Annotated in this window: 27 protein-coding genes, 1 tRNA gene, 1 pseudogene and 1 riboswitch; of the genes and pseudogenes, 9 read left to right on the top strand and 20 right to left on the bottom strand. The window is 71.4% G+C overall.

Annotation, left to right across the window (positions count from 1 at the left end):
- Positions 1–40: 40 nt before the first annotated feature.
- Both OG594_RS35735 and OG594_RS35730 read right to left on the bottom strand, forming a co-directional pair.
- The gene (locus OG594_RS35735; protein WP_266606521.1) at positions 41–613 is read right to left on the bottom strand and encodes a dihydrofolate reductase family protein; all 573 of its coding nucleotides are present in this window, start codon (positions 611–613) and stop codon (positions 41–43) included.
- 162 nt (positions 614–775) lie between these two features.
- Positions 776–928 (bottom strand): annotated as a pseudogene (locus OG594_RS35730) (ATP-binding protein); the annotation flags it as partial.
- A 164-nt stretch (positions 929–1092) separates the two neighbouring features.
- Here OG594_RS35730 and OG594_RS35725 point away from each other — a divergent pair.
- The 3 genes from OG594_RS35725 to OG594_RS35715 are packed head-to-tail and all read left to right on the top strand — an operon-like array spanning position 1093 to position 3082.
- Positions 1093–1809, top strand: coding sequence for a glycosyltransferase family 2 protein (locus OG594_RS35725; protein WP_266606520.1), 717 nt, complete (start codon positions 1093–1095; stop codon positions 1807–1809).
- On the top strand, positions 1806–2426 hold the full coding sequence (locus OG594_RS35720; protein ID WP_266606519.1) for a DUF2064 domain-containing protein: 621 nt from the start codon (positions 1806–1808) through the stop codon (positions 2424–2426). Before OG594_RS35725 ends, OG594_RS35720 begins: the two co-directional genes overlap by 4 nt.
- Positions 2423–3082: a bifunctional 2-polyprenyl-6-hydroxyphenol methylase/3-demethylubiquinol 3-O-methyltransferase UbiG gene (locus tag OG594_RS35715; RefSeq protein WP_266606518.1), complete on the top strand. Its 660-nt coding sequence runs from the start codon at positions 2423–2425 to the stop codon at positions 3080–3082. The genes OG594_RS35720 and OG594_RS35715 overlap by 4 nt, the downstream gene beginning before the upstream one ends.
- A gap of 113 nt (positions 3083–3195) precedes the next feature.
- Here OG594_RS35715 and OG594_RS35710 read toward each other — a convergent pair whose 3' ends face one another.
- The 4 genes from OG594_RS35710 to OG594_RS35695 all read right to left on the bottom strand — a co-directional run bounded on the left by OG594_RS35710 (position 3196) and on the right by OG594_RS35695 (position 6473).
- A complete protein-coding gene (locus OG594_RS35710) occupies positions 3196–4176 on the bottom strand; it encodes a zinc-binding dehydrogenase (RefSeq protein ID WP_266606517.1) in 981 nt (326 codons plus the stop codon).
- An 84-nt stretch (positions 4177–4260) separates the two neighbouring features.
- Complete coding sequence (locus OG594_RS35705; RefSeq protein ID WP_252310203.1) at positions 4261–4845, bottom strand: TetR/AcrR family transcriptional regulator; 585 nt, start codon at positions 4843–4845, stop codon at positions 4261–4263.
- A gap of 72 nt (positions 4846–4917) precedes the next feature.
- Positions 4918–5331 carry a hypothetical protein gene (locus tag OG594_RS35700; RefSeq protein ID WP_266606516.1) on the bottom strand — a complete coding sequence of 138 codons (414 nt, stop codon included), beginning with the start codon at positions 5329–5331 and terminating at the stop codon, positions 4918–4920.
- Positions 5331–6473: a molybdopterin-dependent oxidoreductase gene (locus OG594_RS35695; RefSeq protein WP_266606515.1), complete on the bottom strand. Its 1143-nt coding sequence runs from the start codon at positions 6471–6473 to the stop codon at positions 5331–5333. Before OG594_RS35695 ends, OG594_RS35700 begins: the two co-directional genes overlap by 1 nt.
- 114 nt (positions 6474–6587) lie before the next feature.
- On the opposite strand from OG594_RS35695, the gene OG594_RS35690 reads away from it, so the two are divergent.
- Entirely contained in the window at positions 6588–8027 is a 1440-nt protein-coding gene (locus OG594_RS35690; RefSeq protein ID WP_266606514.1) for a glycosyltransferase family 87 protein, read from the top strand.
- Positions 8028–8102: 75 nt separating this feature from the next.
- Here the strand turns inward: OG594_RS35690 and OG594_RS35685 are convergent, their stop codons facing one another.
- Both OG594_RS35685 and OG594_RS35680 read right to left on the bottom strand, forming a co-directional pair.
- Complete coding sequence (locus tag OG594_RS35685) at positions 8103–9053, bottom strand: sigma-70 family RNA polymerase sigma factor (protein WP_266606513.1); 951 nt, start codon at positions 9051–9053, stop codon at positions 8103–8105.
- Positions 9054–9072: 19 nt separating this feature from the next.
- On the bottom strand, positions 9073–10272 hold the full coding sequence (locus OG594_RS35680; RefSeq protein WP_266444378.1) for an NAD(P)/FAD-dependent oxidoreductase: 1200 nt from the start codon (positions 10270–10272) through the stop codon (positions 9073–9075).
- A gap of 997 nt (positions 10273–11269) precedes the next feature.
- Between OG594_RS35680 and OG594_RS35675 the strand changes: the two genes are divergently transcribed.
- A complete protein-coding gene (locus OG594_RS35675; protein ID WP_266353965.1) occupies positions 11270–11584 on the top strand; it encodes an AlpA family transcriptional regulator in 315 nt (104 codons plus the stop codon).
- 1 nt (position 11585) lies between these two features.
- Positions 11586–12821, top strand: a complete 1236-nt coding sequence (locus OG594_RS35670; protein WP_323185392.1) for a site-specific integrase — start codon at positions 11586–11588, stop codon at positions 12819–12821.
- Positions 12822–12920: 99 nt separating this feature from the next.
- Here the strand turns inward: OG594_RS35670 and OG594_RS35665 are convergent.
- From OG594_RS35665 to OG594_RS35635, 7 genes are all read right to left on the bottom strand, one after another.
- Positions 12921–12994: transfer RNA gene (locus tag OG594_RS35665), tRNA-Pro, on the bottom strand.
- A gap of 116 nt (positions 12995–13110) precedes the next feature.
- Complete coding sequence (locus tag OG594_RS35660) at positions 13111–13473, bottom strand: MmcQ/YjbR family DNA-binding protein (RefSeq protein ID WP_266606511.1); 363 nt, start codon at positions 13471–13473, stop codon at positions 13111–13113.
- Positions 13474–13544: 71 nt separating this feature from the next.
- The gene (locus OG594_RS35655; protein ID WP_266606510.1) at positions 13545–14090 is read right to left on the bottom strand and encodes a GAF domain-containing protein; all 546 of its coding nucleotides are present in this window, start codon (positions 14088–14090) and stop codon (positions 13545–13547) included.
- Positions 14087–14731 carry an ATP/GTP-binding protein gene (locus tag OG594_RS35650; protein ID WP_266606509.1) on the bottom strand — a complete coding sequence of 215 codons (645 nt, stop codon included), beginning with the start codon at positions 14729–14731 and terminating at the stop codon, positions 14087–14089. The genes OG594_RS35655 and OG594_RS35650 overlap by 4 nt, the downstream gene beginning before the upstream one ends.
- Positions 14709–15122, bottom strand: coding sequence for a DUF742 domain-containing protein (locus tag OG594_RS35645; RefSeq protein ID WP_266606508.1), 414 nt, complete (start codon positions 15120–15122; stop codon positions 14709–14711). Before OG594_RS35645 ends, OG594_RS35650 begins: the two co-directional genes overlap by 23 nt.
- Positions 15119–15553, bottom strand: a complete 435-nt coding sequence (locus OG594_RS35640) for a roadblock/LC7 domain-containing protein (RefSeq protein WP_266606701.1) — start codon at positions 15551–15553, stop codon at positions 15119–15121. The genes OG594_RS35645 and OG594_RS35640 overlap by 4 nt, the downstream gene beginning before the upstream one ends.
- A 38-nt stretch (positions 15554–15591) precedes the next feature.
- Positions 15592–17631: a sensor histidine kinase KdpD gene (locus OG594_RS35635; RefSeq protein WP_266606507.1), complete on the bottom strand. Its 2040-nt coding sequence runs from the start codon at positions 17629–17631 to the stop codon at positions 15592–15594.
- Between the two features lie 336 nt (positions 17632–17967).
- Between OG594_RS35635 and OG594_RS35630 the strand changes: the two genes are divergently transcribed.
- Together OG594_RS35630 and OG594_RS35625 are read left to right on the top strand one after the other, a co-directional pair.
- Positions 17968–18519, top strand: coding sequence for a hypothetical protein (locus tag OG594_RS35630; protein WP_266606506.1), 552 nt, complete (start codon positions 17968–17970; stop codon positions 18517–18519).
- A complete protein-coding gene (locus OG594_RS35625; protein WP_266606505.1) occupies positions 18509–18640 on the top strand; it encodes a hypothetical protein in 132 nt (43 codons plus the stop codon). The genes OG594_RS35630 and OG594_RS35625 overlap by 11 nt, the downstream gene beginning before the upstream one ends.
- A 98-nt stretch (positions 18641–18738) precedes the next feature.
- Here the strand turns inward: OG594_RS35625 and OG594_RS35620 are convergent, their stop codons facing one another.
- The 3 genes from OG594_RS35620 to OG594_RS35610 all read right to left on the bottom strand — a co-directional run bounded on the left by OG594_RS35620 (position 18739) and on the right by OG594_RS35610 (position 21975).
- Complete coding sequence (locus tag OG594_RS35620) at positions 18739–19977, bottom strand: MBL fold metallo-hydrolase (RefSeq protein ID WP_266606504.1); 1239 nt, start codon at positions 19975–19977, stop codon at positions 18739–18741.
- 98 nt (positions 19978–20075) lie between these two features.
- Positions 20076–20861, bottom strand: a complete 786-nt coding sequence (locus OG594_RS35615; RefSeq protein ID WP_266606503.1) for an SGNH/GDSL hydrolase family protein — start codon at positions 20859–20861, stop codon at positions 20076–20078.
- Positions 20862–21024: 163 nt separating this feature from the next.
- Positions 21025–21975: a LysM peptidoglycan-binding domain-containing M23 family metallopeptidase gene (locus OG594_RS35610; protein ID WP_266606502.1), complete on the bottom strand. Its 951-nt coding sequence runs from the start codon at positions 21973–21975 to the stop codon at positions 21025–21027.
- A gap of 4 nt (positions 21976–21979) precedes the next feature.
- A riboswitch (cyclic di-AMP (ydaO/yuaA leader) is annotated at positions 21980–22176 on the bottom strand.
- Between the two features lie 292 nt (positions 22177–22468).
- On the opposite strand from OG594_RS35610, the gene OG594_RS35605 reads away from it, so the two are divergent.
- Positions 22469–23260 (top strand): tyrosine-protein phosphatase, encoded by a 792-nt coding sequence (locus OG594_RS35605; RefSeq protein WP_266606501.1) that lies wholly within the window; start codon positions 22469–22471, stop codon positions 23258–23260.
- A 40-nt stretch (positions 23261–23300) separates the two neighbouring features.
- On the opposite strand, the gene OG594_RS35600 is transcribed toward OG594_RS35605, so the two are convergent.
- The gene (locus OG594_RS35600) at positions 23301–24719 is read right to left on the bottom strand and encodes an aspartate aminotransferase family protein (RefSeq protein WP_266606500.1); all 1419 of its coding nucleotides are present in this window, start codon (positions 24717–24719) and stop codon (positions 23301–23303) included.
- On the bottom strand, positions 24716–25747 hold the full coding sequence (gene hpnH, locus OG594_RS35595; RefSeq protein WP_266606499.1) for an adenosyl-hopene transferase HpnH: 1032 nt from the start codon (positions 25745–25747) through the stop codon (positions 24716–24718). Before hpnH ends, OG594_RS35600 begins: the two co-directional genes overlap by 4 nt.
- Positions 25748–25749 lie beyond the last annotated feature (2 nt).

Below are 25749 nucleotides of genomic sequence, written 5' to 3'. Positions count from 1 at the left end.
GTCGGCCGGTTCCACTGCGGGTTGAGCGCAAAGGACCTTCTCAGCGGACGACGTCGAAGACCATCTTCTGCAGGCCGTTGGCGTAGGCCTCATGCTCGACGAGCTTCAGCTTCTGGGTGTCCTTGTCCGTGCCGCTGAACAGACGCTTACCGGCTCCGAGCAGGAGCGGGAAGACGAGCAGGTGGTAGCGGTCGATCAGGCCCGCGTCCGAGAGGCCCTGGTTCAGCGCTGCGCTGCCGTGGACGATGATCGGACCGCCCTCGGCGTCCTTCAGCGCGGCGACCTCGTCGAGCGAGCGCAGGATCGTGGTCTCGCCCCAATTCGACACCAGGTCGTCCTCGGTGAGGGTGGTGGAGACGACGTACTTCGGCATCACCTTGTAGTCGGCGAAGTCCGCCATGTCGGGCCACACCGGGCTGAACGCCTCGTAACTGCTCCGTCCCAGCAGCATCGCGGCGGCTTCCTTCTGCTCCCGCCCCTTGATCTCGAATGCCTCAGGGAGGAACTCGACGTCCTTGAAGGTCCATCCGGAGTTGCGGTAGCCGGGCTCCCCGCCCGGGCCCTCCACGACGCCGTCGAGGGAGATGAAGGCGGTGCTGATCAAGGTGCGCATCTGGGTTCCTCAGTATCTGTTGTCCGGTTCTCAGCAGATTCGATCGATGCGCGCCGGGGCACATACCCGCCTGCCACACACCCACCATGATCTCTGACTTTGGATCATGAAGGAACTCATCGGTCGTCGCCGATTTCGATTCCGTGATCCGACCGGAACGGCCTACGCAGTTGCGGGGAGGGTCAGTTCGAAGCGGCAACCGCCGGGCACGTTGTGGATATCCGCGCGCCCGGAGCGGGCCTCGACGATGCCCCGGACGATCGCCAGGCCCACGCCCGCACCCGAGGGAGGGGTACGGGCCTGACTGCCCCGCCCCCGCAGCTTCGCCGGAGGCCGGGTTCGCTGCCGGATGCCATGCCTCCACAGTGACACCGTGCGGTGCCGCGCGGACCTGGGCCTGGCTCCGCGCGACGCGGCGTCCGCGTTTCGTAAGGTCTTCGGGCGCCCTTCTCCGCCCTTCGGTTCCTACGGTGTGGAGGGTGACTCCTTCTGCTTGTCGTCCGCCCCGCGCGGACCTCGTACTGCCGTGCCTCGACGAGGCGGAAGCCCTCCCCTGGGTCTTGGCGCGGGTGCCGGCCGGGTGGCGGGCCATCGTCGTCGACAACGGCTCCACCGACGGCTCGGCCGACATCGCCCGCTCCCTCGGCGCCACCGTCGTAAACGAGACCCGGCGCGGCTTCGGCGCCGCCTGCCACGCCGGACTGCTAGCCGCACGCGCCGAACTGGTCTGCTTCTGCGACTGCGACGCCTCCATGGACCCCGGGCTGCTCGCCCCCATGGCCGAGCGGGTCGCGGGCGGCGAGGCGGACCTCCTGCTCGGCCGGCGCCGCCCGCAGGGCCGCGGCGCCTGGCCCGCGCACGCGCGTGCCGGAAACATCGCCCTGGCCCGCATGCTGCGCCGCCGCACCGGACTGCGGCTGCACGACCTCGGACCGATGCGGGTCGCCCGCCGCGAGGCACTGCTCGGCCTGGAGCTGACCGACCGGCGCAGCGGCTACCCGCTGCAGATGGTCGTACGGGCCGCCGACGCGGGCTGGAAGGTGGCCGAGACGGACATCCCGTACCTCCCCCGATCCGGGAAGTCCAAGGTCACCGGCACCTGGCGGGGTACCTGGCGCGCGGTACGGGACATGCGCAGGGTCCTGGCCGAGCCGCCGGGCGCCCGACCCGCACCGACCGAGGGGGTCTCCGCATGAGCACCCTCCTCGTCATCGCCAAGGCGCCCGTCGCCGGGCGCGTGAAAACCCGACTGACCACGCAGTTCACCCCGCAGCAGGCCGCCGACCTGGCCCTCGCCGCACTCCAGGACACCCTCGCCGCGGTCCTTGCCACGCCGGCCCGGCGCCGCGTCCTGGTCCTCGACGGACATCCGGGCCCTTGGATCCCGGACGGCATCGAGGTCGTCCCGCAGTGCACGGGCGGCCTGGACGTCCGACTGGCCGCCGCGTTCGCGCTGGCCGAAGGACCGAGCCTGCTGGTCGGCATGGACACCCCGCAGGTCACTCCCGGCCTGCTCGCGCCCGGGCTCGACTTCACCGGGGCGGACGCCTGGTTCGGGCCCGCCGACGACGGAGGGTTCTGGGCCCTCGGCCTCGCCCACCCCGACCCCGCCCTGCTGCTCGGCGTCCCCATGTCCGTGGCACACACCGGCGAGGTCCAGCGGCAGCGCCTGACCGATGCGGGGCTCTCCGTACGGGACCTGCCCGAGCTGTGCGACGTGGACACCCCCGCCGACGCGGAACAGGTCGCGGCCGCAGCCCCGCGGACGCGCTTCGCCACCCTGCACCACGGCATGCGCGCGGTGACCCGATGACCGCCCAGCTCGCCGAGCCCGCCACCCGTACCTGGCAGGCGGATCCGTACGCGGTCGCCCTCCGCACGGGGCAGGGGCCGCTGTTCCTGCGTCGACGCGACGGCTGGCTGCTGCCGCTGGAGGTCGAGCGGTGGTGCGCCGAGCCCGACGCGGCCGACGACACCGTCCTGGCCCGGTGCACCGGGCCCGTCCTCGACATCGGCTGCGGACCGGGCCGACTGGTCGCCGCCCTCGCCGGGCTCGGCCATACGGCACTCGGTGTCGACGTCACCCCCGAGGCCGTGGCCCGTACCGAGCGGGCGGGCGGCAGCGCCCTGTGCCGGTCGGTGTTCGACCCGCTTCCCCGCGAAGGCAGCTGGGGCACCGTCCTGCTCATCGACGGCAACATCGGCATCGGCGGGGACCCCGGAGCCCTGCTGCACCGCGCCGCCGAACTGACCGCACCCGGTGGTTCCCTGCTGGTCGAGGTCGCCGCCGCCGACATCGACGAACGCGTCGAGGTGTACGTCGAGGACGGCACCGGCGGCCGCGGAGCCTCCTTCTGGTGGGCCCGGCTCGGCGCCCGCGCCCTGTGCGCCGCGGCGAGGTCCGCGGGCTGGACCCCGTACGACACCTGGCAAACGACGGGCCGGCACTTCGTACACCTCACGCGCTGACCGGTTGCCGAGCGGCGAACCACCGGGTGGGATCCGCAGCAGTGCGGATCCCACCCCCTGAGGCGCTCACCCTCGACCAGGGCGCCTCGGCGGGCCGCCGCAGGTGAGGGAGTTCAGCCGACGGTGACGACCATCTTCCCGAGGGCTTCTCCGGCCTCCATGACCCGATGGGCTTCGACGATCTCACCGAACCGGAAGACCCGGGCGGGACGGGCCCGCAGGACACCGGCGTGGACCTTGGCGTAGATCTCGTCCAGCGGTACGTCGGTGAGCGGGAACGCCGGGGTGCCCAGGACGAAGGCGCTGCCGAAGAAGCTGAGCCGGACTCCACTGGGAAGGTCGGCGATCGGGTCGAAGTCGCGTACGGGCTCGAATCCTCCCAGGAAGCCGAGCTGGCAGACCCGGCCGCGCGGCCGGACCAGGGCCAGCGAGTCGCGCAGGACGCTGTTGCCGACGACGTCGAACACCGCGTCGACGCCGATCTCCCGCTCCGCGACCTGGGTGGCGAGCGCGCCGTCGTCGATGAGTACGTCGGCAGCCCCGAGCTCCTTCAGCAGGGGCGCCCGCAGCGGGTCCCGGGTCGTGGCGAGGACGGTCGCGCCGTGGTCGACCGCCAGGTTGACCGCAGCCTGGCCGAGCGAGGAGGTCGCTCCCCTCACGACGACGGTTTCGCCCGGCCGCAGGTCCAGATTGCCGAACAGGCCGCTCCACGCCGTCGCGTACACCTCGGGTACCGCCGCAATGTCGGCCCAGTCCAGCGAGGAGCGCACGGCGACCACGTTGGTCGCCGGTACGGTCACCAGCTCCGCGTAGCTTCCGTTGCGGGTCCGCCCCATGCCGCCGAGGATCGCCACCACCCGGGTCCCGACGGGGAGTTCGCCGGACGGATCGTCCTCTACCAGTCCGGCGCACTCGATCCCGGGGACGGCGGCGACCTTTCCCCAGGTGCCGCTGCGCATGTAGGCCTCGGCGTGGTTGAGGCCGAACGCCTTGACCCGGATCAGCACTTCGCCGTCGGCGGGCACGGGGTCGGGCAGTTCGGTGAGGGTGAGGACCTCGGGGCCGCCGTGGGCGGAGATGACGATGGCCTTCATGTACCGACTCCATTCTTGAGCACTCATTCAACTATTGGTGCGAAGAAAAGGGCCACCGCGAGCGGTGGCCCGTACGCCTCGCCGTCAGGCGAGAGCGGCGAAGACGTTGTCGACGATCGCACGCAGGAGCGCCTCGTCCGGGTTGGCCTTCCCGACGACCATCAGCCCCTGACAGGTGGCGACCAGCAGCTTGGCGCTGCCGACGCAGTCCAGGGAGGCTCGGACCTGCCCCCTGCGGGCCGCGTTCTCCAGTGCGTGGGTCATGCACTGCTCCAGCCGGGCCAGGTGGCCACGGACGACGGCCGCCGCCTCGTCATCCTCGGCCGCGTTCTCGATCGCCGTGTTCACGAGCAGGCAGCCCTGCCGGCCCTCGGGGCTGAGCAGATCACGCACCAACCCGTCGAAGTACCCGCGGATCTCGCCCACCGAGGCGCCCGGGGCCTCCAGCTCGCCCAGCTTCTCGGGGACCACCAGCCGCGAGTACCGCTCCAGCGACTTCAGGAACAGCGCGCGCTTGCCGCCCGGGAAGGCGCTGTAGAGGCTGCCGGGCTTAACTCCGGTCGCCTTCACCAGATCCTCGACGGACACCGCCCGGTACCCGCGCTCCCAGAACCGCAGCATGGCCACGTTCAGAACGGCGTCGGGCTCGAACTCTCGCGGTCTGGGCATGAGAAGAAAATACATGAACGACCATTCAAGAACAATGCGCGTACCCGGCGGCTTTCCGCGGCACCGCTCCGATCAGGCCCGACGGCTCTCCCGGTCCACACGGCGCGCCACGGCACGCACGCCGACGTACGCGAGGGTGAACAGCGCGATGGCGGCCAGGGCGAGCAGCCAGTTGCGCAGGTAGTCGAGCGGCAGGACGGTGGGGTTGGCCACGCCCGCCGGACGCAGCAGCGGAGGAAGGGCGATCACGGTCAGGGAGCCCGCGACGATCAGGGCTCCGCGCATTACCCCGTGCAGGCGCAGGCCCGCCACCGCGACGAGGGCGGCGATCGCCATCACGACGGGCGCGACGAACCCGTCGTGCACCACGACCGCTCCCCCGAGCCAGGCGGCGATCCGCCACGGCTCGGGCTGCTGGAGGAACAGCCACCCGCCCCAGGCCGCGCACACCAGCCCCGATCCGCCCATCACGTATCGAAAGTTCATCACGCCACCTCCAGTCGGCCGACCCACTTGGTCTGCAGGACACCGGGCCGGTTCGGGGCGATGATCCGCGCCGGGTAGCCATGGTCCAGGGACAGCACCTCACCGTTCAGCCGAAGCGCGAGCAGCGTGAGCGGGTCCTGCGCGTAGAGGCGTCCCATCTCCATCACCCGGTAGGCGCCCGCCGCTTCGAGGGAAACCACCCGGGCCCGTGCGTCCGGGCCGGCACCCGCCCGCTCCAGCAGGTCCCTTACGCGTACCCCTGTCCAGTGCGCGGACTTGCTCCAGCCCTCGACGCAGGCGATGGGCAGGGTGACGTCATGCTGCGGCAGGGCGCGCAACTCCTCCAACGTGAGGCTGTAAGGACGCGGCCCGTCCACGGTCAGCCGCCAGTCGGCCAAGGAGGCCTCGGAGACGCGCGCGGCAGCAGCCGTTCGGTTCACGGGGAGCCCTTGGGCCCCGTGGGCGGGGCTGCGCGGGCCGAACAGTTCCAGCGGGCCGAGTGCGGTGACGGACTGTCCGACCGTGGTGAGCGTGACTGCTCCGACCGCGGCTGTGACGCCGAGGAGGAACTGCCGGCGGTCGGGCCCGTCGGCCTCGGGCAGGGTCAGGGTTCCGGGGGAACGGAGCGTGAAGTGGTCGCGGATCTTCGGCCATTGCACGGCGACGTGCAGCAGGAGCGATCCCAGCAGGAGCCAGGCGACCGCGTAGTGCACGGGAACGAAGTTGAAGGGCCACGGGTACCACTGGAAGGTGTTCAGCAGCCCGGTGAACAGCTCGAACAGTCCGGCCGCGACCAGGATCGCCACCGAGATCCGCTCCAGCGTATGAAGGACCGATCGCACCGGAGGCCAGGCGAACAGCCGCGGATAGACCGCCCACAGCTTCGCCAGCAGCAACGGGATCGCCGCGATGCCGGACGCCACGTGCAGACCCTGGGTGAGCCGGTAACCCCAGTACGGGCGGCTCGGCAGCGAATCGGCCAGCCATCCGGGCGGGTGCTGGAGGTAGTGGCTCAGCACACCGGTCGCGAAGCAGACGGCCATGGCCAGGCCGAGCCAGCGGCCGATGGCGGTCGCGGTACGGGCATCGTGCAGGCGCGCCTTGAAGGTGACGGGCGGTCCGGAGGGCAGGGTGAAACGCATGCCCCCATCACACCCCCGACGAGGCCCGAGCAGGCTGGCGGAACACCTTACGAAACACGGACATCCGAGATGGCACGGCCCACGGGAGAGCCGATCCCTGGAACGATTCCGCAGGTGAAAGCCCTTACCGCCCTCACTCCTCGCACCGCGCTGGTGACCACCGCCCTCGCCCTTGCCGCACTCACGACGCTCCTCGCCCGCACCGTCGTGTACGGGGGCTACTTCAGCGACCCCGTCGGCCTGTTCTGGTGGTACGCGGCCTGCTGGGTGCTCTTCACCGTCGCGCTGCTGGCGCTGCGCCGGGTCCCGGCCCGCCACGCCGCGTGGCTGATCGCCGCGGGGGCCGTCGCCGTCACGCTGACCGGGCTGATGGGGCCGCCGCGGACCAGCACCGACTCCTACCGCTACGCCTGGGACGGCCGCGTCCAGTCCGCCGGCCTCTCCCCGTACGACCACGCCCCGCAGGACCCGGCGCTCGCCCGGCTCCGCGACCCCTGGCTCTTCCCCACCGGCGCCGCCTGCACGGGCCCCGACCTCGCCCCGATCCCCCACACCGGCAGCACACCCCACTGCACCCGCCTCAACAGGCCCGCCGTCCACACCATCTATCCGCCCGTCGCCGAGGCGTACTTCATCGCCGTCGACCGCCTCTCCCCCGCCGACTCCCGCCACAAGCCGCTCCAGATCGGCGCCGCCCTGATCTCCCTCGGCGTCACCGGCGCGCTCCTCCTGATCCTGCGACGGCGCGGCGACGACCTCCGCAAAGCCGCGTACTGGGCCTGGTGCCCTGCCGTCCCAATCGAGGCCGTCAACAACGCCCACGCCGACGTCCTGGGCGTACTCCTCGCGGTCACCGGACTCGGCCTCGTCGCCTCCCGGAACCTGACCCGGCGGGCAGCAGGCGGAGTGCTGATCGGCGCCGCCATCGCCACGAAGCTCATGCCTGCCGTCGTCCTCCCCGGCGCCCTGTCAGGGATCCGCCGCGTCCGCGACGCGGCCGCCGTCCTCCTGCCCGCCACCGCCTTCGTCGTACTCACCTACCTCCCGTACGTCCTCCTCTCGCACGGCTCGGTCTTCGGCTACCTCGGCGGCTACGTCGAGGAGGAGGGCTACGACGACGCCTCGGCCGGATCCCGCTACTCGCTCCTGCGCCTGGTCCTGCCGGACACCTGGGCCTTCCCCGTACTGCTCGTCATCGTCGCGGCAGTGTCCCTGTACGTGATGTGGCGCGGAGACCCGCGACGCCCCTGGAGCGGCGCCCTCCTGGTCACCGGCTGGTCCTTCGTCCTCCTCACCCCCGGCTACTCCTGGTACGCGCTGCTCCTCATCGCACTCGTCGCCCTGGACGGACGCTGGGAATGGCTCGGCATCCCCCTCGCAGGCGCCGCCGTCTACGTCCTCGCCCCGACGCTCCACTTCCAGCCGTCGCTGAGCAACATCGCGTACGGCGCAGCAGCGGCCCTCGTCCTCGTGATGACCTGGGTCCGGCGGCGAGCCAGGGTGAGGGGGGCCGGGGCCCCGGCCACGGCGTCACGGAATCCGTACCCGGCTTGAACCCCGACCGGCCTGGGAACCCGGAAACGGTTCAACGCGGCGCGGGTGCCGCGCCTGGCCTCGGTCGGCGCCCGGTCACCACTCGGCGATGAGCGGCGCGTCCGGTTCGTGCTGCCGCCAGGCGTCGGCGAGGCGGAGGAGGCGGGCAGGGGCGGCGATGCCGCGCACGGTTGCGATCTTGCCGTCTGTGATGTCGAACGTCACCGCGCCGACGACCTTGCCGCCGGGCACGAAGAGGAGGGCGGGGGCGCCATTGACGAGCGCGAAGTGGACCTCGGAGACCCCTCCGGCGAGTCGCTGCTTCGCGGGCGTGGACTTGAAGCCGGCCCGCGCGATGGCGGCGATGCGCTCCGGAGTGTCGTACTGCAGCAGCTTCTTGGTCAGGCCGGCGCCGTCGGAGATCGCGGAGGCGTCGTGGGTGAGCAGCGCCACCAGCCGTTCGGTGCGGCCCGAGGAGGCGGCGGCGAGGAATTCCTCGACGATCCTGCGGGCGGCTGCCGGGTCGAGTTCACCGCTGCGGCGCGCCGTGGTGATGTGGCGCCGGGCCCGGTGGAGGTGCTGCTGGCTTGCGGACTCGGTGATGTCGAGGATCTCGGCGATCTCGGCGTGGCCGTAGGAGAACGCCTCGCGCAGGATGTAGACGGCCCTCTCGAAGGGTGACAGGCGTTCCATGAGAGTGAGCACGGCGAGGGAGACGGTTTCGCGCTGTTCGAACGTGTCGGCCGGGCCGAGCATCGGGTCGCCGTCGAGGAGCGGTTCGGGCAGCCAGGCGCCCACGGTGCGTTCGCGGCGGGCCTGTGCCGAGCGGAGCCGGTCGAGGCACAGGTTGGTGACGACCTTGGTCAGCCATGCTTCCGGCACCCTGATCCGCTGCCGGTCGGCGGCCTGCCAGTGCAAGAACGCGTCCTGTACGGCGTCTTCGGCGTCGGCGGCGGATCCCAGCAGCCGGTACGCCAGCGAGGCCAGCCGACTGCGGCTGGCCTCGAACCGGCAGGTGTCGAAGCGGTCAATGTCAGTGCTGTCCACGGGGATTACCCTAGGCGGGCTATGCGGCCACCCTTGCGGCGGCCCCATCCGGCGCGGCGGCCAGGCGGCGCTTGCGCATGGGCAGCCCGAACGTCGGGTGCGAGGTGGTCCACAGCGACATCTTGAGGATGGCCGCCTTGATCCGCGCGGCCTTCCGGCCGCCCATGTACTTCGGCTTTGCCTGCGCTTCATGGTCGACCATCTGCAGGATCCCGTCGCGCCGCCCGAGGCTGATGTGGTTGCCCGGGTAGCTCAGCTTGACGTTCGCCGTCTTGCTGCCGGTCAGGCATCCCACGATGGCCTTCATGGCCTGCATGCCGGTGAAGCCGGCCGATGCACAGGACATCGGCAGCGGCCGGCCGTTGTCGCCGATGGTGTAGACGCTGTCGCCGGCGGCGTAGACGTTCGGGTGCGAGAGCGACCGCATGGTGCGATCGACGACGATCCGACCGTCGTCGGTGACCTCCAACCCGGCTGCGGCGGCGATGGGGTCGACCGCGAACCCGGCCGTCCACACGGTCGCGTCAGACGCCAGGGGGCTCCCGTCGGCGCACAGCACCCGAGTCGCTTCGACAGCTTCGACGCTGGTGTGCTCCAGGACGGTGATGCCCAGCCGGTCGCAGGCCTGGCGCAGGTGGCTGCGTGCCCCGGCGGAGAGCGGGGCGCCCAGCTCGCCGCGGGCGACCAGGGACACCGACAGGCCGGGCCGGGACTCGGCGATCTCGGTGGCGGTCTCGATGCCGGTCAACCCGTCGCCGACGACCAGCACACGACCGCCCTCGCCCCGCCCGCCCAGGCTGTCCAGGCGCTCGCGCAGGCGCAGCGCCGCCGGACGACTGGTGACGTGGAAGGCGTGCTCGGCCACGCCGGGGACGCCGTGGTCGGCGACGTGGCTGCCGAGCGCGTAGAGCAGCGTGTCGTAGCCGAGCTCGCCGCCACCGTCGGCGTCGGCCACGGCGACGACCTGGCGCTCGGGATCGACGGCGGTGACACGGGCCAGGCGCAGCCGTATCCCCGTGCCCGCGAAGACATCGGCGAGCTTCGGAGCCTCGATCTCCTGGCCGGCCGCGAGCTGGTGCAGCCGCAGCCGCTGGACGAACTCCGGCTCGGCGTTGACCACGGTGATCTCGGTATCCGCCGGGGACAGCCGACGAGCCAGAGTCCCGGCCACGTAGGCCCCGGCATAGCCGGCGCCCAGAACAACGATGCGGTGCTTCATGTGATGCTCCTGTCGGTTCGCTTGCTCTCGGTGACTTGAGCGGAACAGCACCCCGATTGCTGACAGGAACCCCATATGGCTTGCATCACACATCGCAAGCATGTCGCCCAATGAGGCCGGCGCCCGGCACCGTCCCCCTGCCGGCCGAGATCCCCCTCGTCTCCGCCGTCAAGCTCGCCCGACACGACCTGGCGCGTCCTGACCGACAGCCAGTGCACCGAACGCCTCCCCTTGGGCGGAGACGGTCTCGCGCCGCTCATGTGCGGCGCACACCCCGCCCCGCCGCCCCAGGAACCCGCGAACCAAGATCCGAACTATTTCCGGACCAGTCCCCTCCAGCGAGTCGTACGGACGGCCGTCCCCGCTGGTCAGGATGGGTGCAACTGCTGTACCAGCGGCAGACGAAGACCCGCCGGGCGGCCATTCAGCCGGAGCCCGACCTCATGCGTGCCGATCACCCCAAGTAGCGAACTACAGGGAACTGATCCACGTCACCCATCAGCCTGCAGCCAACCGCCCAAGACTGACGGTTGGTCAATTTAGCCGACTTTGCGGCCGATCCACGGTGGAATATAGCTGGAGATCCCCGGTTTCGGAAACCGGGGATCGCATAGATGATCGAAGCTCCACCGCGCCACTCCCTCCCCCCCCTAGTCGAAAGGTATTTGCCGTCCGATGGCACAGCTTCGATCTCGAAATCCCTAACCCCGCTCTGTTACGGGAGCGCCACGGCGCCCAAGACCGTTTTCAGGAAGCCAACACCACGCCACAGCCCGAACGGGATGCCTTCCACCTCAGGGCTGAATGGTCCGGTTGGGCGCAGTGATCACTCAGTGAGCCACAGACCCTCGAGAGCAACCGGTACCTCGGATGGCCCCTAAGCCAGCCGCACCGCCGCGGGAGTTGTTCTCCGTGTGCGAATCCAGTGGCTTTTCGCTGGACTTTTCAAACGTTCCCTCTATGGTCGTCGTCCCACCATTCCTCCACCCAGGGGAGCGTGACCAACCTGCCTCTTGCACCGACTCGCCCGATCGGCGTTCTGCGCCATCGCAAGGACCCCATGTCATCCCAGGAATCCGCGAAGAGCGGACGAAACGTTTCCCCCGACCTGGTCACCGGCAAATGGCTAACGACCGACGAACTCGCGGGCATCTTGAACCTCGATCCCTCCACGCTCCGTCGCTGGCGCACTGCACGCCCCCTGCAAGGGCCGCCGTTCGTCCATGTGTCCGATCGCATCACCCTGTACAGCGCGATTGACGTCGAACACTGGCTGCGCAGTCGCCGTGTCGATCCCGAACAGGCGGCCTGACATGGCGATAGCGACACCTGCTTCAGCCGTCGAGGCCGTGCCGGTTGGCGTCCGCCTCACCGCTGATGTCGAATACCGACCCAACCGGCCTTCGCCCTACCGAGCTCGGGTGCGCTGGTGGGACCCCACGACAAAGTCCCGCAAGTCCATCTCCGAAGCCAAGGAGACCGAGGACGAGGCCCAGGAGTGGATCTCGGCCCTGGTCGAGGCCGCTCAGGCCGGCGTCAACCCGTCGCTTGCCACCATGCCATTGGCCGACTACGGCACCGCGAACATGAACCTCGCGCTTCGAGGACTGGAGCTCAAGACGCTCGACCCCTATATGGCCGGTTGGCGTCTGCGCGTAGTGCCCTCCCTCGGGCATCTACCGGTTCGGATGATCACCAACGGTGCAGTGGACCGCACCGTCTACCGGTGGATCGCTGACGAGTACAGCCGCTCCACCGTGAAGAACACCATCGCCGTCCTCGTTCGCGTCATGGAGCAGGCCGTTCGAGACGGGCTCATCAAGGTCAACCCCGCGCGAGTCAGCGGCTGGCAGCGCCAGTACCAGCAGGTCGAGGACGAGCTGAACGACCCGCGTGCGCTCGCCTTGCCCGACTGGGAGACCCTCCAGACCCTCGCCAAGGCCCTGGTCGCTCGCTCATACGGCCAGTACCAGGGCTGGGGCGACGTGGTCACTTTCGCCGCGTCCACGGCAGCCCGCATCGGCGAGGTCTCCGGAGTCCGCGTCAAGGACATCGACACCGACACCTGGATCTGGACCGTACGACGGCAGACCACCCCCGCCCGAGGCGGGCTCGTCGACAAGGCCACCAAGGGAAAGCGCGCCCGCAAGGTACCCCTCATCGAAGAGGTACGGCCAATGGTGGCTCAACGCCTGCTCGCCGCCGGCGACAGCCCAGACGCCCGGATCTTCTTCGGCCCCCGCGGCGGACGCATCTCCACCGCCGTCCTGCGCGACGCCACCCACTGGGACAACGTCGTCACCGAGCTCGGTTTCGAGCACCTTCGACGACACGATCTGCGCCACACCGGGCTGACCTGGTTCGCCGACGCAGGCGTCCCCCTCCATGTCCTGCGCAAGATCGCCGGACACGGCTCGCTGACCACCACTCAGCGCTACCTGCACCCCGACGCCGGCCAGATCACGGCAGCTGGTGCCGCGCTGTCTGCGCACCTCATGGTGCTCCGTGCACCTCGTTCGCTGCCAGTCACGGCCGTTACCGCCGTCTGACCCGCACTGAGCGCATTGGTCCCCAACTGGTCCCCAAAAACGATCAAGGGGCCGTTTCAGATTGCTCTGAAACGGCCCCTGATCTGCGACTCTTTCGAGTCGGGACGACAGGATTTGAACCTGCGACCCCTTGACCCCCAGTCAAGTGCGCTACCAAGCTGCGCCACGTCCCGATGCGCGCTGACCTGGGGTTTCCCCTGGTTGAACGCGCAGGAGAACGATACCGCACTTCGTGGGGTGCTTGCGCGCACCTTTCCGTCTCCGGGTCCGGGCGGCCGTGTCACCGCCCTCAGCCCGTGTCCGCGGTCAGCTCCGGATGCGCGGCGATCAGGCGCTTGGGGGCCGCCTGGAGCCAGGAATCGGTGAGGATGGAGCGCAGCTCGGCCTCGTTCCGCACGGCCTCGAGTCGGACCCGGATCCAGGCGTAGTGGTCGTCGTGGCCCGGGCGCAGGAAGAACTTCTCCGGCTCCGCCGCGATCAGCTCCGCCCGGTCCTCCATGGGGCACTTCACCCCGATCGAGGTGTCGTCGTCGGCGAGCGAGACGAAGATCTTCCCGCCCACCCGGAAGGTCGGCATGCCCCAGGCGAGCTTCTCGCTGCTGTCCGGAAGCGACAGCGCGATCAGGCGGACGTCCCGTGCGGTCGTGGCCATCCCGGTTCTCCTCTCCAGCCACCGGTGAACCCTTGTCCGACGACCGTAGCCCCCGCCACTGACAGACCCGCTCACCCCCGCCGGTCCTCCCGCTCGTGCACCAGCGCCACCAGGTCCGCCGCGAGCGCCTTCACCGTGGCGAGCCCCTCCGTCCCCCACTTGCGGGGCACCACGTCCACCGCGCACACCGTGCCCAGGACGATCCCGCGCCGGTCCGTCAGCGGCGCGCCCGCGTACGACCGCACCCCGCTCTCGTCCACCACCGCGTTGCCCGCGAAACGCGCGAAGTCCCGCACGTCCTCCAGCACCAGCGCCCGCCGCCGCACCACCACGTGCGGGCAGTAGCCGTGGTCGCGGGCCAGCACGCGCGCCGGGTACCCGCTCGCCGGGGCTTCGGCGGCGTGGTGCAGCCCGGCGAAGAACTGCCGTTCCTCGCCGATGAAGTTGACCCCCGCGTACGGTGCGCCGAGCGCGTCGGCCACGCGCCTCGCGAAGGCGTCCAGTTCGGCGTCCGTCCGCTCCCCCAGGCCCAGCTCGCGCAGCCGGACGGCACGTGCGGGTGCCTCCCGGTCCACCGGCGTGAGCAGCAGGTGTCCGTTCGATTCGTAGTACGTCATGGCGGTTCCCCCGACTCCGAAGACGAAGAGCTGACCGTGGACATGCAGAGCAGGTGCCGGACGAGGGCGGCCAGCGTCCCCGTCCCGGAGCTCGCCAGGCGCGCGTCGCACCGTACGACGGGCACCTCGGGCCCGAGCCCCACCGCTTCGCGGACCTCGTCGGGCCCGTAGCGGTGACCGCCGTCGAACTCGTTGACGGCGACGATGAAGCCGATCCCGCGCCGCTCGAAGAAGTCCACGGCGGGGAAGCAGTCGTCCAGGCGGCGGGTGTCGGCGAGCACCACCGCCCCGAGCGCGCCCGCGCACAGCTCCTCCCAGAGGAACCAGAAGCGGTGCTGTCCCGGGGTGCCGAAGAGGTAGAGCACGTGGCGCTCGTCCAGGGTGATCCGGCCGAAGTCGAGCGCCACGGTCGTCGTGGTCTTCTCCTGAACGCCGTGCAGCGGGTCGAAGCCCGCGCCGAGTCCGCTGAGGAGTTCCTCCGTGCTCAGCGGTTCGATCTCGCTCACGGCGCCCACGAAGGTGGTCTTGCCCGCCCCGAACCCGCCCGCGACCAAGATCTTCAAGGTCGCGGGCGGAGCTCCGGCCGCCGGGGTCGGGGCCGGAGCGGGGGCGGGACCGTCACAGTCGTTTACGTAGGCCATCGAGCACCGCCAGGAGCAGGGACCGGTCGTCGGCGGCGAACGAGCTCCCGCCCGGGAACCGCGGCGCCTGCGCGACGACGGCCCCGTGTTCCATCAGATCGGACAGCAGCACCTTCACCACGACGGCGGGCAGCCGCAGCTGCCCGGCCACCTCGGCGACGGTGACGGTGGGGACGCCCGCGCACAGCCGCAAGGCGAGCGTGTGCTCCGCCCCGAGCGGGACGTGCGGCCGCACCCCGGTCGCCGTCACCAGCGAGAGCAGGTCGAGCGTGAAGCCCGGCCTGGTCCGTCCCCCGCTGGCGGTGTACGGGCGCATCACGCGGCCCGCCGAGTCGTCGAGCCACGGTGTGTCCCGCGCCTTCGCGCACGCCCCCGTCCCGCGGACCCTCATCGCTCCGTGTCGGCGACGGGCCGCCGCGGCGGGGCCGCGAGGTACGGACGTACGCTCTTGACCAGCATCGCCATCTCGTAGCCGAGCACCCCGGCGTCCGCCTCCCGGTCGGCCAGGACGGCCAGACAGGTGCCGGATCCGGCCGCGGAGACGAAGACGAGCGCGCTGTCGAGTTCGACCACGACCTGCCGCACCTCGGCGCCGCCCGCGAAGCGGGCCCCGGCGCTGCGGCCCAGGGAGTACAGCCCGGAGGCGAGGGCGGCCATGTGGTCGGCGCTGTCGGCGTCCATCCCGTGCACGCAGGTCACGAGCCCGTCGGCGGTGAGGAGTACGGCGCTCCGCGTGTACGGCACGCGCTGCACCAGGCCGCTGAGCAGCCAGTCGAGGTCCGAGAGCCGGCCGCCGGTCTTCGTCGCCATATCGCCGCCCATGGGGGTGCGCTCCTTGCTGATGGGGGGAGGGGTCGGGGTCATACCTGGTTCTCCGACTGGGCCAGGCCGAAGCCCCGTTGGAAGGCGGCCATCAGGCCCGGGTCGTGCACCGGCTGCTCGGGGGCCGCGGCCCGCCGGGGGGCGGGGGCCTCGCGCAGCTGGGGCGCGAGGTGCTCCTGGGCGCGGCGCCGGGGCAGCCGCGGCCGGTCGCCCGTGGCGGGCCGGTCCGGTGCGGGCTCGGCCGCGGGTGCCGGGCAGGGCGCCGGCGCCGGCGCCGACCAGGCCACCGCTCCGGTCGATGGATCCGGCACGGGCCCGATCCGGGGATCGGCAGCGGGCGCCGACCAGGTCACCGCCCCGGGCCCGTCCGTCGCCCCGGACCGGGGCGCGGGCAGGGACGCGGGACGGGGCTGGGGCCGGGGCTCGGGCCGGGGCCGGGGCACGGGCCGGGACGCGGGTTCCGACGGGGTCGCCGCTCCGGGCCCGGGCCGCGTGCCGGTGCCGGCCACGGAGACGGGGGCGGGCACGGAGACGGGGGCGGGGACGGGGACGGGGGTGGGGACGGGGGCGGACGGGGAGTGGGACGGGGATGCGGGTGCAGGTGCGGGTCCGGGGTGCAGCCCGGGTCCGGGGTGCAGCCCGGGTCCGGGGTGCAGCCCGGGTCCGGGGTGCAGCCCAGGTGCGGGGTGCAGCCCAGGTGCGGGGTGCGGCCCGGGGTCGTGCGGGGCTGCGGCCCCCGGGCCCCCGAAAGCCCGCCGAGCTTCCGGCCGGGGCGTCGGCAGGGGCATCCGTACCGGCTCCAGCGGGGGCACCGCCGCCCCCTGCCCGGTCCCCCACGAGGTGGCCCGCGAGCCGCCCGCCGCATCGGCCGCGGTGGGCGCCTCCGCGCCCAGCAGCTCCTGCGGCAGCACCAGCACCGCGAGCACACCGCCGTAGATGTTGGACTTGAGCTCGACCGCGATCCCGTGCCGGCGGGCCAGCGCCGACACCACGAACAGGCCGATCCGGCCGTCCGCCAGCAGGTGCCGGACGCTGATCTGGTCGGGGTCGCCGAGCAGGGCGTTCATCCGGTGCTGCTCCTCGGCCGGCATGCCGAGTCCCCGGTCCTCCACCTCGACGGCGATCCCGGCGGTGACCCGCTCGGCGCGCAGCACCACGTCGGTGTCGGGGGCGGAGAAGACCGTGGCGTTCTCGACGAGTTCGGCCAGCAGGTGCACCACGTCCGCGACGGCGTGGCCGCGTACGCTGCCGCCCGCCGGGGGCACGACCTTGACCCGGGTGTACTGCTCGACCTCCGCGACCGAGGAGCGGAGCACCTCGCTCAGGTCGATGGGCCTGGTCCACTGGCGGCGGGACGCCGCGCCGCCCAGCACGGCGAGGTTCTCGGCGTGCCGGCGGATGCGGGTGGCGAGGTGGTCGACGTGGAAGAGCTCCTTGAGCAGGTCCGGGTCCTCGACCGTGTCCTCGAGCTCGTCCAGCAGCGAGATCTCGCGGTGCACGAGGGACTGGAGCCGGCGCGCGAGGTTGACGAAGACCTCGATCTTGCGGTCGCTGTCGGTCGGGGCGGCCGGTCCGGCCAGCCGCAAGAGGGTCGTGTGCGCCTGTTCGCGGGCGCCCCGCAGCTCCTGGGAGAGCAGCCAGAACTCGTCCATCCCGGCCGGGTCCCCGCCGGGCAGCGGCGAGCTCGGCCCACCGCGCACCGGGCGCGGCGGGGTCTCGCCCCGTTCCAGCCGGTCGGCGGCCGTGCGCAGCTCGCCCCGGCCGCGCACGCTGGAGCGGCGCAGCGCCTCGCACCGGTCCCGTACGGCCTTGGCGGCGCGCTGGGCCCCGAGCAGGGCCGCGGCGAGTGCGCCGACCACGAGGAGGGCGCAGCCGGTGAGTACCGGCCACAGCCGGGCGTCGCGGTCGCCGGCTCCCCCGCCGAGCTGGAGGGTGAAGATCACCGCGGCGGCGCCGCTGAGCCCGGCGGCGAGCGTGGGCAGCAGGGCGGCGCGCACCAACTGGGGGCGTATCTGCCGGGCGGGACCGGAGACGACGTGTCTCGACGGGGCATGGCGGGCGGCGCGGAGTCCGGACATGTGGGCGTCCTCGGTACGTGGGGCCCGGCCCCCAGCGATCCCGGGGCCCGGTGTTGATCACCGAATACCCACGCTAGACCCCATCGCAGCACCCCGGAACGCCAGTTGGTGAACTTCGCGGGGGTGCTTCCCGCTCCCGGTGGAGCGCTCGCACAGCAGCCCGAATGCGCCGTTCGGCCCCGTGGGACCGCCCCGGCGGCGCCTCTCCCCGGCCGGCACCGATCGCCGGGCCGGCGGCGGCACCGTGCCGTGGCGGTGGGAACTCGTCCCCGCTGTCGGTCACTTGGGGTAGAACTGTCGCTGTCGGTAGCTGAACCACCCTCTGGAGCACGACGAATGACCACAACGGTTCCCCCTTCGGGCGAAGGTGTCACCCCGGCACCGTCCCCCACGGGAACGACCGCCCCGACTCCGGCCGCACCCGATCCGGCGGCCGTGGCCGCACAGGCGGCCCTGGAAGACCGCGTCAAGAAGGAGGCGCTCGCGCAGCTCCGGGGCTGGCTCGTCTCCTCGGTCCTGTTCGCGCTGATGCCGACACTCATCCAGTTCCTTGCCGGCCGGCAGACGGCGGGCTACGTTCAGCCCGAGTTCCTGGAGATGGCGAGCAAGGCCCAGCTCTACCTGGTCTCCATCGGCGTCACGATCCAGGCCCTCGTCCAGGCCCTGATGGAGCTGCGCAAGAGCGGGAACGGCAAGCTGATCAACCTCTCCCTGATGAACCTCATCATCCTGGCCGCAGCGATCTTCCTGGCGTCCACCGCGGACAGCAACGACGCGCTCAAGACCGTGGTCGGCTATCAGTCGCTGTGCCTGTTCCTCGCGGCCCTGGTGTCGTCCGGACGCAGCACGTGGATCTGCGCGAAGGAGGCTGCACGCCGTGATGGATGAATGGGTGGCCGTCGTGGCGGCCATGGCCTCCGCGCTGTTCGGCCTCGTGACCACGTCCGAAGCCCTCAGGGAGTGGATCAGGCGCCTGCGGCGGGGAGCTCGGGAACGCCGCGGGCTCTGAGCCGGAAGGACCCCCGCGGGTACGTCCGGCGGGGGTCCTTGCGTGTGTCCGGGGGCGGGCCGGGCCGGAGCGGTCGGTCCCCACCCCGGAGCCGTGCGTTACGAGCCGACGGACTCCGACTTCTCCTGACCGTCGGCGGTCACGGACGCCACCCGTGCAGGAGCCGCCGCTGCGCCCGCCCCGAGCGGCGGCACGGACGCCCGGCCGTCGAGGGGACCGCCCGCCGGACCGGCGGCGACGAAGGGCCGCCACCACGGTGCGGTGGGCGCAGCCGCCGAGCCGGGCTCGAAGGGCTGCCCCGGGATCGGGAGCGCGATGGCCGCGCCCGCGTTCTCCGATGCGGTCAGCGTGCCCTCGCCCGGCTCGTCCCACGGGTGCAGGGCCAGGTTGAAGGTGCCCCAGTGGATCGGCAGCATCGTCCCGCGGGGGGTGCCGCCCTGCAGGTCGAGGTGGGCGCGCATGCCCTCCTCCGGCGTCATGTGGATGTCGGGCCAGTACTCCGAGTAGGCGCCGATCTGGATCATGGTGGCGTCGAAGGGCCCGTGCTCGGCACCGATCTCCTCGAAGCCCGGGAAGTAGCCGGTGTCCCCGCTGTGGTAGATCCGGTGCTCGTCGCCCGCGACGACCCAGGACGCCCACAGGGTGTGCTGCTGGTTGCGCAGGCCGCGGCCGCAGAAGTGCCGGGCGGGGGTGGCCGTGAGCGAGAGACCGGCGATCTTGGTGCTCTCGTTCCAGTCCAGCTCGCGCAGCCGGTCGGCCGGTACGCCCCAGCGCTCCAGGTGCGCGCCGACGCCCAGCGGAACGGCGAAGACCGTGTCCGTCCCGGCCAGCGCCTTGATCGTCGGCAGGTCGAGGTGGTCGTAGTGGTCGTGCGAGATGACCACGACGTCGACCGTGCCCAGCAAGGCGAGCGGGACCGGTACCGGGTGCAGTCGCTTGGGGCCGGCGAAGGGGAAGGGGGAGCACCGCTCGCCCCACACCGGATCGAACAGCACCCGGCGCCCGTCGATCTCCGCGAGCACGCTGGAGTGCCCCATCCAGGTCAGCCGCAGGCCGCTCGCGGGCGGCTTCGCCAGGTCCGCGAGGGTCGTCGGGTGGACCGGGATCGGCGCGGCGGGGCTGCGCCGCACCCGCTGCTCCCGGTGGAAGTAGATCTTCGCGAACTCCGCCATCGACCCCGAGGGCCTGTTCCGGGCCCCGACCGGGTTCTGGAAAACGCCGTCGGCGAAGTTCGGCGAGCGGCGGATCCGCTCCAGCCGGGCACCGGACGGGTCCGCACCGAAGGCTTCGGGCCGCAGGGCACGCAGCCGCGGACGCAGGGGACGGGAGCCGGTCAAAGCGCCTCCAGGGAGGATGGGGTCAGGATGGTCGTCGCTCTACGACCATCCCAACGCACACCGGCGCCGAAGGATTCCGCTTCCGGCTTCCCCGCCCGCTACAGCGGCAGCAGGTCCGGCCGCTTCGCCTCCACGTGGTCCCCGGAGGACTCCCCGCGCAGCCGTCGGCCGATCCACGGCGCGAGGTGGTCGCGCGCCCACTGGATGTTGTCCCGGGTCACGTCCACCGAGCCGCGCGGCCGCTCCGGGGGCCACGGCTGGTCGGGGTCGGCCGGCACGTCCAGCCCGAGCACCTGCGCGGCGCGCAGCGCGACCCGCGTGTGCCCCTCGGGCGAGAGGTGCAGCCGGTCCGTGTCCCAGGCCCGCCGGTCCTGTACGGACTTCAGCGACCAGAGGTCGAGCACCGGGCAGTCGTAGCGGTCGGCGATGGCGCGGACGTGCGCGCTGTACGTCGCCACCTTGCCGCGCAGGTGCTTGAGCACCGGTACGCCCCGGGTGTCGAAGCCCGTGGTGATCATGACCTGGCCCACGGCCCCGGTGAGGTCGGCCACGGCCGCCTCGAACCGCTCCGCCACGTCGTCCGGGTCGGTCCCGGGCCGGATGATGTCGTTGCCGCCCGCGCAGAAGGTCACCAGGTCCGGTGCGAGGGCCTTGGCCCTCGGAAGCTGGTCGGCCACGATCTGGTCGAGGAGCTTCCCCCGCACCGCCAGATTCGCATACCGGAAGTCGTGCTCTTCGCGCTGATCGGCCAGGAGCACGGCGAGCCGGTCCGCCCAGCCGAGAAATGAATCCCCGGGTCCCGGGTCCCCCACGCCCTCGGTGAAGCTGTCCCCGATCGCCGCGTACGAGCCGATGGTCTTGAGTTTCGTCGTCGTCGCTGCCACGAGAACCCATCCTTCACTCCCGTAACCAACCTACGCCAACGTAATGAGGGGTTGACGGGCCGTGATCTATACCACGCGGGAGATAAGGAATAAGTACACGTGGGGCCGGGACCCCCCTCGGGTCCCGGCCCCACGCGTGTCGATGCTCCTGCGGCGGGTGCCGTCAGAGGCTCGCGCCCTTGGAGCGGAGGTAGGCGATCGGGTCCAGGTCCGAGCCGTAGGACGGGGTCGTACGGATCTCGAAGTGGAGGTGCGGGCCGGTCGAGTTGCCCGTGGAGCCGGAGAGGCCGATGGTCTGCCCCGCGGTGACGCTCTGACCGGAGGAGACGGAGAGCTGGGACAGGTGGGCGTACTGGGAGTACTTGCCGTCCGCGTGCTGGATGACGACCTCGTTGCCGTACGAGCCGCTCCAGCCGGCGGAGACCACGGTGCCCGCTCCGACGGCCTTGACGGTGGTGCCCATGGCGGCGATGAAGTCGACGCCGGTGTGGTAGCCGGAGGACCACATGGCGCCCGCGACCTTGTACTGGGTGGAGATGCCGCCACCGACCGGGGCCACGAAGCCGGCGGCCGACTGCGGCGCGGCGGCGGGGGCCTCGGCCCGGGACTCGGCGGCGGCTCCGGGGGCCGGGGCGGCCTGCTCGGCCTGCTTGCGGGCCTGCTTCGGCGCGACCGGCGCAGCCGGCTCCGCATCGGCTTCGGGGGCCGGGGCGGCCTCGGCCTCGGCGGGAGCCGCCCCGCCGGAACCGCCGAGGGTGAGCTTCAGGCCCGGGTGGATCAGCGACGGGTTGCCACCGACGGCCTCGCGGTTGTCGGCGTACAGCTGCTCCCAGCCGCCGGACAGGTGGCGCTCGGCAGCGATCTTGGAGAGGTAGTCGCCCGGCACGACGGTGTAGACGGTAGGCGCGGCCTGCACGGCGGCGACGGGGGCCGCCTGCAGGGCGACGGGGGCCTGCGGCGCCACCGCGGGGGCGGCGGCCGGGGCGCCGGCCGCGTGGGCGCCGGCGGCACCGATCAGCGGCAGCGCGAGGGCCGCGCCACCGGTTCCGGCGACGGCGAAACCGCGGGAAAGGGAAAGGGACTTGGGGCGGCGGTGCTTACCCTTTGCAGGCATGACGAATTCCTCTCCGGCGCCTGCGAGGTGAGCTGTCGGGTTCGAACTGGAGATGTCCGGCCGTACATGTACGGGACATGCACGTCTTCACCCCGAGCCGTCCCGGCGAATGGATCTCCGGGTCGGCGGCTTACCTGGTTCCCCCGCTCCTGCCGCGCGAATAGGTCGGATGCGGTTTCCGGGAGGCGGCAGGATTTGGCGGTCCACCCGGATCGATCGCGAAGGTAATCCCTTGCGACCTCGGGTAACAAGCCGCGAATTCCCTGACGGAATAACAGGCATGAGGGACCGCCGGAATTACCGTCACCCTGCGTCCATTCCCCACCGCCAACAACCGCCCCGACGGGGCCATTCGCCCTTAGCGATCAGGCACTCACGGTCACCGTATGATCTGGCTCACGGGGACGTGCCCGGTCTCGCCTCCGGATATGGCAAGTTGGCGCCAAATAGCGTAATTCGGACAGAGGACCCAGGACGTGGCGGAGGAGTTGCTTTGACCCAGCAGATACAGGAGCCGGAGCTGTCCGGAGTGCGCAATTTCCGCGATGTGGGCGGATTGCCGACTTCTGACGGACGAACGGTCAGGACGGGACGACTGTTCCGAAGCGGACATCTCGCACATGCCACCGAAAGCGATGCAGAGTTCCTCGCTTCGCTCGGCCTCCACACCATCTTCGACTTCCGCAACGTCGCCGACCACGCCCTGGAGGGGCCGGACGTCGAGCTGCCCGGCGTCCGGAACGTCAACATCCCGCTCTCGGACCCGGCCGACGGACGGGAGTTCTGGCGGCTGGTCCGCGACGGCGACCTCGCGCAGCTGCGCGAGATCCTGGGCGACGGCAAGGCGGCCGCCCGGATGTCGCACTCGTACCGGGGGATCATCCGGCAGCGCACCGCCGAGCACAGCCGGGTCGTGCACGCCCTCGCCGAGGACAGCGTCCCCGCGCTGATGCACTGCGCGGCGGGCAAGGACCGGGCCGGCCTGTCGATCGCCGTCACCCTGCTCGCGCTGGGCGTCGAGCGGGAGGCGATCGTGGCGGACTACCTGGAGTCGAACGCCCCGCACCGCCGCTACCGCGTGCGCCGCAGCGACGAGTCGGCGGCCGCCCGCTCCCCCGAGGTGATGGAGCTGCTCGCGCCGCTCTTCGACGCCCGCGCCGAGTACCTGGTGGCCGCCTTCGACACCATCGACGAGCTCTGGGGCGGGGTGGACCGCTACCTGGCGGAGGGCCTCGGGCTGACGCCCGAGACCCTCGACCGACTGCGCGACCGGCTGCTGGTCTGACGCGGCGGGGACCGGCGTCCCCCACGGGGTGGGCGGGCCGTCAGCGCGCGGCGACGGCCTGCTTCACCAGCGTCCTGCCGAAGTCCCAGATCAGCCCGGACCCGCCGTGCGCCTCGTCCATGACCTCGCGGAAGGCCCCGACGAACCGGTCCACGTCCGCCTCGTCCACGATCAGCGGCGGGATCAGCTTGATCACCTCCAAGTGGTCCCCGGAGACCTGGGTGAGGATCCGGTGCTTCTGCAACAACGGCACCACGACCATCTGCGCGAAGAGCCCCTTGCGGGCCGCCTGCAACATGGTCCACCGGCTGCGCAGGCCCAGCGAGGACGGCCGGCCGAACTCGATGCCGATCATCAGCCCGCGCCCGCGCACCTCGTGCAGCAGCTCGTACTCGTCCACCAGCGCCGCGAGCCGCGCGCGCAGCAGGTCGCCCGTGGCCCGGGCGTTGGCCACGACCTCCTCGTCCTCCATGACGGACAGGACGGCGAGGCCCGCCGCCATGGCCTGGGCGTTGGAACCGAAGCTCGCGGAGTGCACGAGCACCCGGTCCATGGACGAGTAGACCTTCTTGAAGATCCAGTCCTTGCCCAGGGTCGCGCCGACCGGGACGTATCCGCCCGACAGCGCCTTCGCCACGCACACCAGGTCCGGCTCCACGCCCGGCTCGTGCTGGTACGCGTAGAAGTCCCCGGTACGTCCGAGGCCGGTCTGCACCTCGTCCGCGATCAGCAGCGCCCCCCGCCGGTGCAGCAGCTCCTGCGCGGCGAGCAGGAACCCCGGCGGGGCGGCCAGGACCCCCTTGCCCTGGATCGGCTCGACGACGAAGGCGGCCACGTCCCCGCGCTTCAGCTCGCGCTCGAGCGCCGCGAGGTCCCCGAGCGCGATCCTCGTGTCGGGGAGCAGCGGTGCGAAGCCGTCGCGGAACCCGCCCTCCCCGTTCACCGAGAGGGAGCCCGTGGTCAGCCCGTGGAAGGCGTGGTCGCAGTAGAGGATCCTGGGGCGCCCGGTGGCGTACCGGGCGAACTTCAGAGCCGTCTCCACCGCCTCGGTGCCGCTGTTGCCGAAGAAGACCCGGTCCAGGTGCGGGCTGTACGAGAGCAGTTTCTCGGCCAGTAGACCGGGCAGCGGTTGGCAGTCGAACCGGGTCAGGTCGGCGAGCTGGGCGTCCAGGACGTCGTGCAGGGCCCGGCGGACGACCGGGTGGTGCCGGCCCAGGCCCATCACCCCGAACCCGGCCAGCATGTCCAGGTAGTCGTTGCCCTCCGCGTCCCAGAAGTGGGCGCCCTCGGCCCGCTCGTAGACCTTGTCGAAGCCGATGGTGTGCAGCATGCGGGGCAACTGGTGGTTGAGGTGCCGGGCGTGCAGCTCGTACCGCTCCGCGCCGCGCTCGGCCAGCAGGGCGCCGAGGTCGAAACCCGGGCCCCGGCCGCCCCCTTCCTCCCCCGGCCGCCCGCTCATGCCGACTTGTCCCGGTTGCTGGCGATCGTTTCCCGGGCCGCGCGCAGGGATTCCTTGAGGGAGCCCATGGTGGCGAGGACGGCGGTCGGCTCGTAGCCGCAGTGCGCCATGCAGTTCGCGCAGCGCGGGTCCTTTCCGCGGCCGTACTTGTCCCAGTCGGTGTCGTTGATGAGCTCGCGGTACGTCGGTACGTAGCCGTCGCTCATCAGGTAGCAGGGGCGCTGCCAGCCGAAGAGGGAGTAATTCGGAATGGCCCAGGCCGTGCAGGGGAAATCGACTTTCCCTTCCAGGAAGTCCAGGAAGAGCGGGGAGTGGTTGAGCCGCCAGCGCCGGCGGTTGCCGCCCGCGAAGGCCTTCCTGAAGAGTTCTCGGGTCTGTTCGACGCCCAGGAAATGCTCCTGGTCGGGGGCCTTTTCGTAGGCATAGGCGGGCGAGATCATCATTTCGTCGACCTGGAGGTCGTCATTGAGGTAGTTGAGCACCTCGATGATCGTCTGCGGGGTGTCGGTGTTGAAGAAGGTGGAGTTGGTGGTCACCCGGAACCCGCGCCTCTTCGCCTCCTTGATGGCGGCGACCGCCTCGTCGAAGACGCCTTCCTTGGCCACGGACTCGTCGTGGCGCTCGCGCAGGCCGTCGATGTGCACGGCGAAGGCGAAATACGGGGAGGGGGTGAACTTCTCGATCTTCTTGCGCAGCAGCATCGCGTTGGTGCAAAGGAATACGTACTTCCGCCTCGCCACCAACTGCCGGACGATCTCGTGGATCTGCGGGTGCATCAAGGGCTCGCCGCCCGCGATGGACACCATGGGCGCACCGGACTCCAGTACGGCGCCGACCGCCTGGGCGACCGGCATGCGCTGCTTGAGCACCCCGGCCGGGTGCTGGATCTTCCCGCACCCCTCACAGGCCAGGTTGCAGGCGTAGAGCGGTTCCAGTTCGACGATCAGCGGGAACTTCTCGCGCTTGCGGAGCTTTTGTTCGAGAAGATACGTCCCGACCCTGATGGACTGGCGCAGCGGCATGGCCATCT

It is taken from the genome of Streptomyces sp. NBC_01214 (genome assembly GCF_026340975.1).
In the GTDB taxonomy this organism is placed as follows: Bacteria; Actinomycetota; Actinomycetes; order Streptomycetales; family Streptomycetaceae; genus Streptomyces.
Note: the sequence above shows the minus strand (reverse complement) of the source record. Positions and strands in the feature narration are given on the sequence as shown.

Coding starts and splice junctions, on each gene's coding strand:
- OG594_RS35735 (WP_266606521.1), bottom strand. CDS start 613: ATGCGCACCTTGATCAGCACCGCCTTCATCTCCCTCGACGGCGTCGTG.
- OG594_RS35720 (WP_266606519.1), top strand. CDS start 1,806: ATGAGCACCCTCCTCGTCATCGCCAAGGCGCCCGTCGCCGGGCGCGTG.
- OG594_RS35715 (WP_266606518.1), top strand. CDS start 2,423: ATGACCGCCCAGCTCGCCGAGCCCGCCACCCGTACCTGGCAGGCGGAT.
- OG594_RS35710 (WP_266606517.1), bottom strand. CDS start 4,176: ATGAAGGCCATCGTCATCTCCGCCCACGGCGGCCCCGAGGTCCTCACC.
- OG594_RS35705 (WP_252310203.1), bottom strand. CDS start 4,845: ATGCCCAGACCGCGAGAGTTCGAGCCCGACGCCGTTCTGAACGTGGCC.
- OG594_RS35700 (WP_266606516.1), bottom strand. CDS start 5,331: ATGAACTTTCGATACGTGATGGGCGGATCGGGGCTGGTGTGCGCGGCC.
- OG594_RS35695 (WP_266606515.1), bottom strand. CDS start 6,473: ATGCGTTTCACCCTGCCCTCCGGACCGCCCGTCACCTTCAAGGCGCGC.
- OG594_RS35680 (WP_266444378.1), bottom strand. CDS start 10,272: ATGAAGCACCGCATCGTTGTTCTGGGCGCCGGCTATGCCGGGGCCTAC.
- OG594_RS35670 (WP_323185392.1), top strand. CDS start 11,586: ATGGCGATAGCGACACCTGCTTCAGCCGTCGAGGCCGTGCCGGTTGGC.
- OG594_RS35660 (WP_266606511.1), bottom strand. CDS start 13,473: ATGGCCACGACCGCACGGGACGTCCGCCTGATCGCGCTGTCGCTTCCG.
- OG594_RS35655 (WP_266606510.1), bottom strand. CDS start 14,090: ATGACGTACTACGAATCGAACGGACACCTGCTGCTCACGCCGGTGGAC.
- OG594_RS35650 (WP_266606509.1), bottom strand. CDS start 14,731: ATGGCCTACGTAAACGACTGTGACGGTCCCGCCCCCGCTCCGGCCCCG.
- OG594_RS35645 (WP_266606508.1), bottom strand. CDS start 15,122: ATGAGGGTCCGCGGGACGGGGGCGTGCGCGAAGGCGCGGGACACACCG.
- OG594_RS35640 (WP_266606701.1), bottom strand. CDS start 15,553: ATGGGCGGCGATATGGCGACGAAGACCGGCGGCCGGCTCTCGGACCTC.
- OG594_RS35635 (WP_266606507.1), bottom strand. CDS start 17,631: ATGTCCGGACTCCGCGCCGCCCGCCATGCCCCGTCGAGACACGTCGTC.
- OG594_RS35630 (WP_266606506.1), top strand. CDS start 17,968: ATGACCACAACGGTTCCCCCTTCGGGCGAAGGTGTCACCCCGGCACCG.
- OG594_RS35610 (WP_266606502.1), bottom strand. CDS start 21,975: ATGCCTGCAAAGGGTAAGCACCGCCGCCCCAAGTCCCTTTCCCTTTCC.
- OG594_RS35600 (WP_266606500.1), bottom strand. CDS start 24,719: ATGAGCGGGCGGCCGGGGGAGGAAGGGGGCGGCCGGGGCCCGGGTTTC.
- hpnH (WP_266606499.1), bottom strand. CDS start 25,747: ATGGCCATGCCGCTGCGCCAGTCCATCAGGGTCGGGACGTATCTTCTC.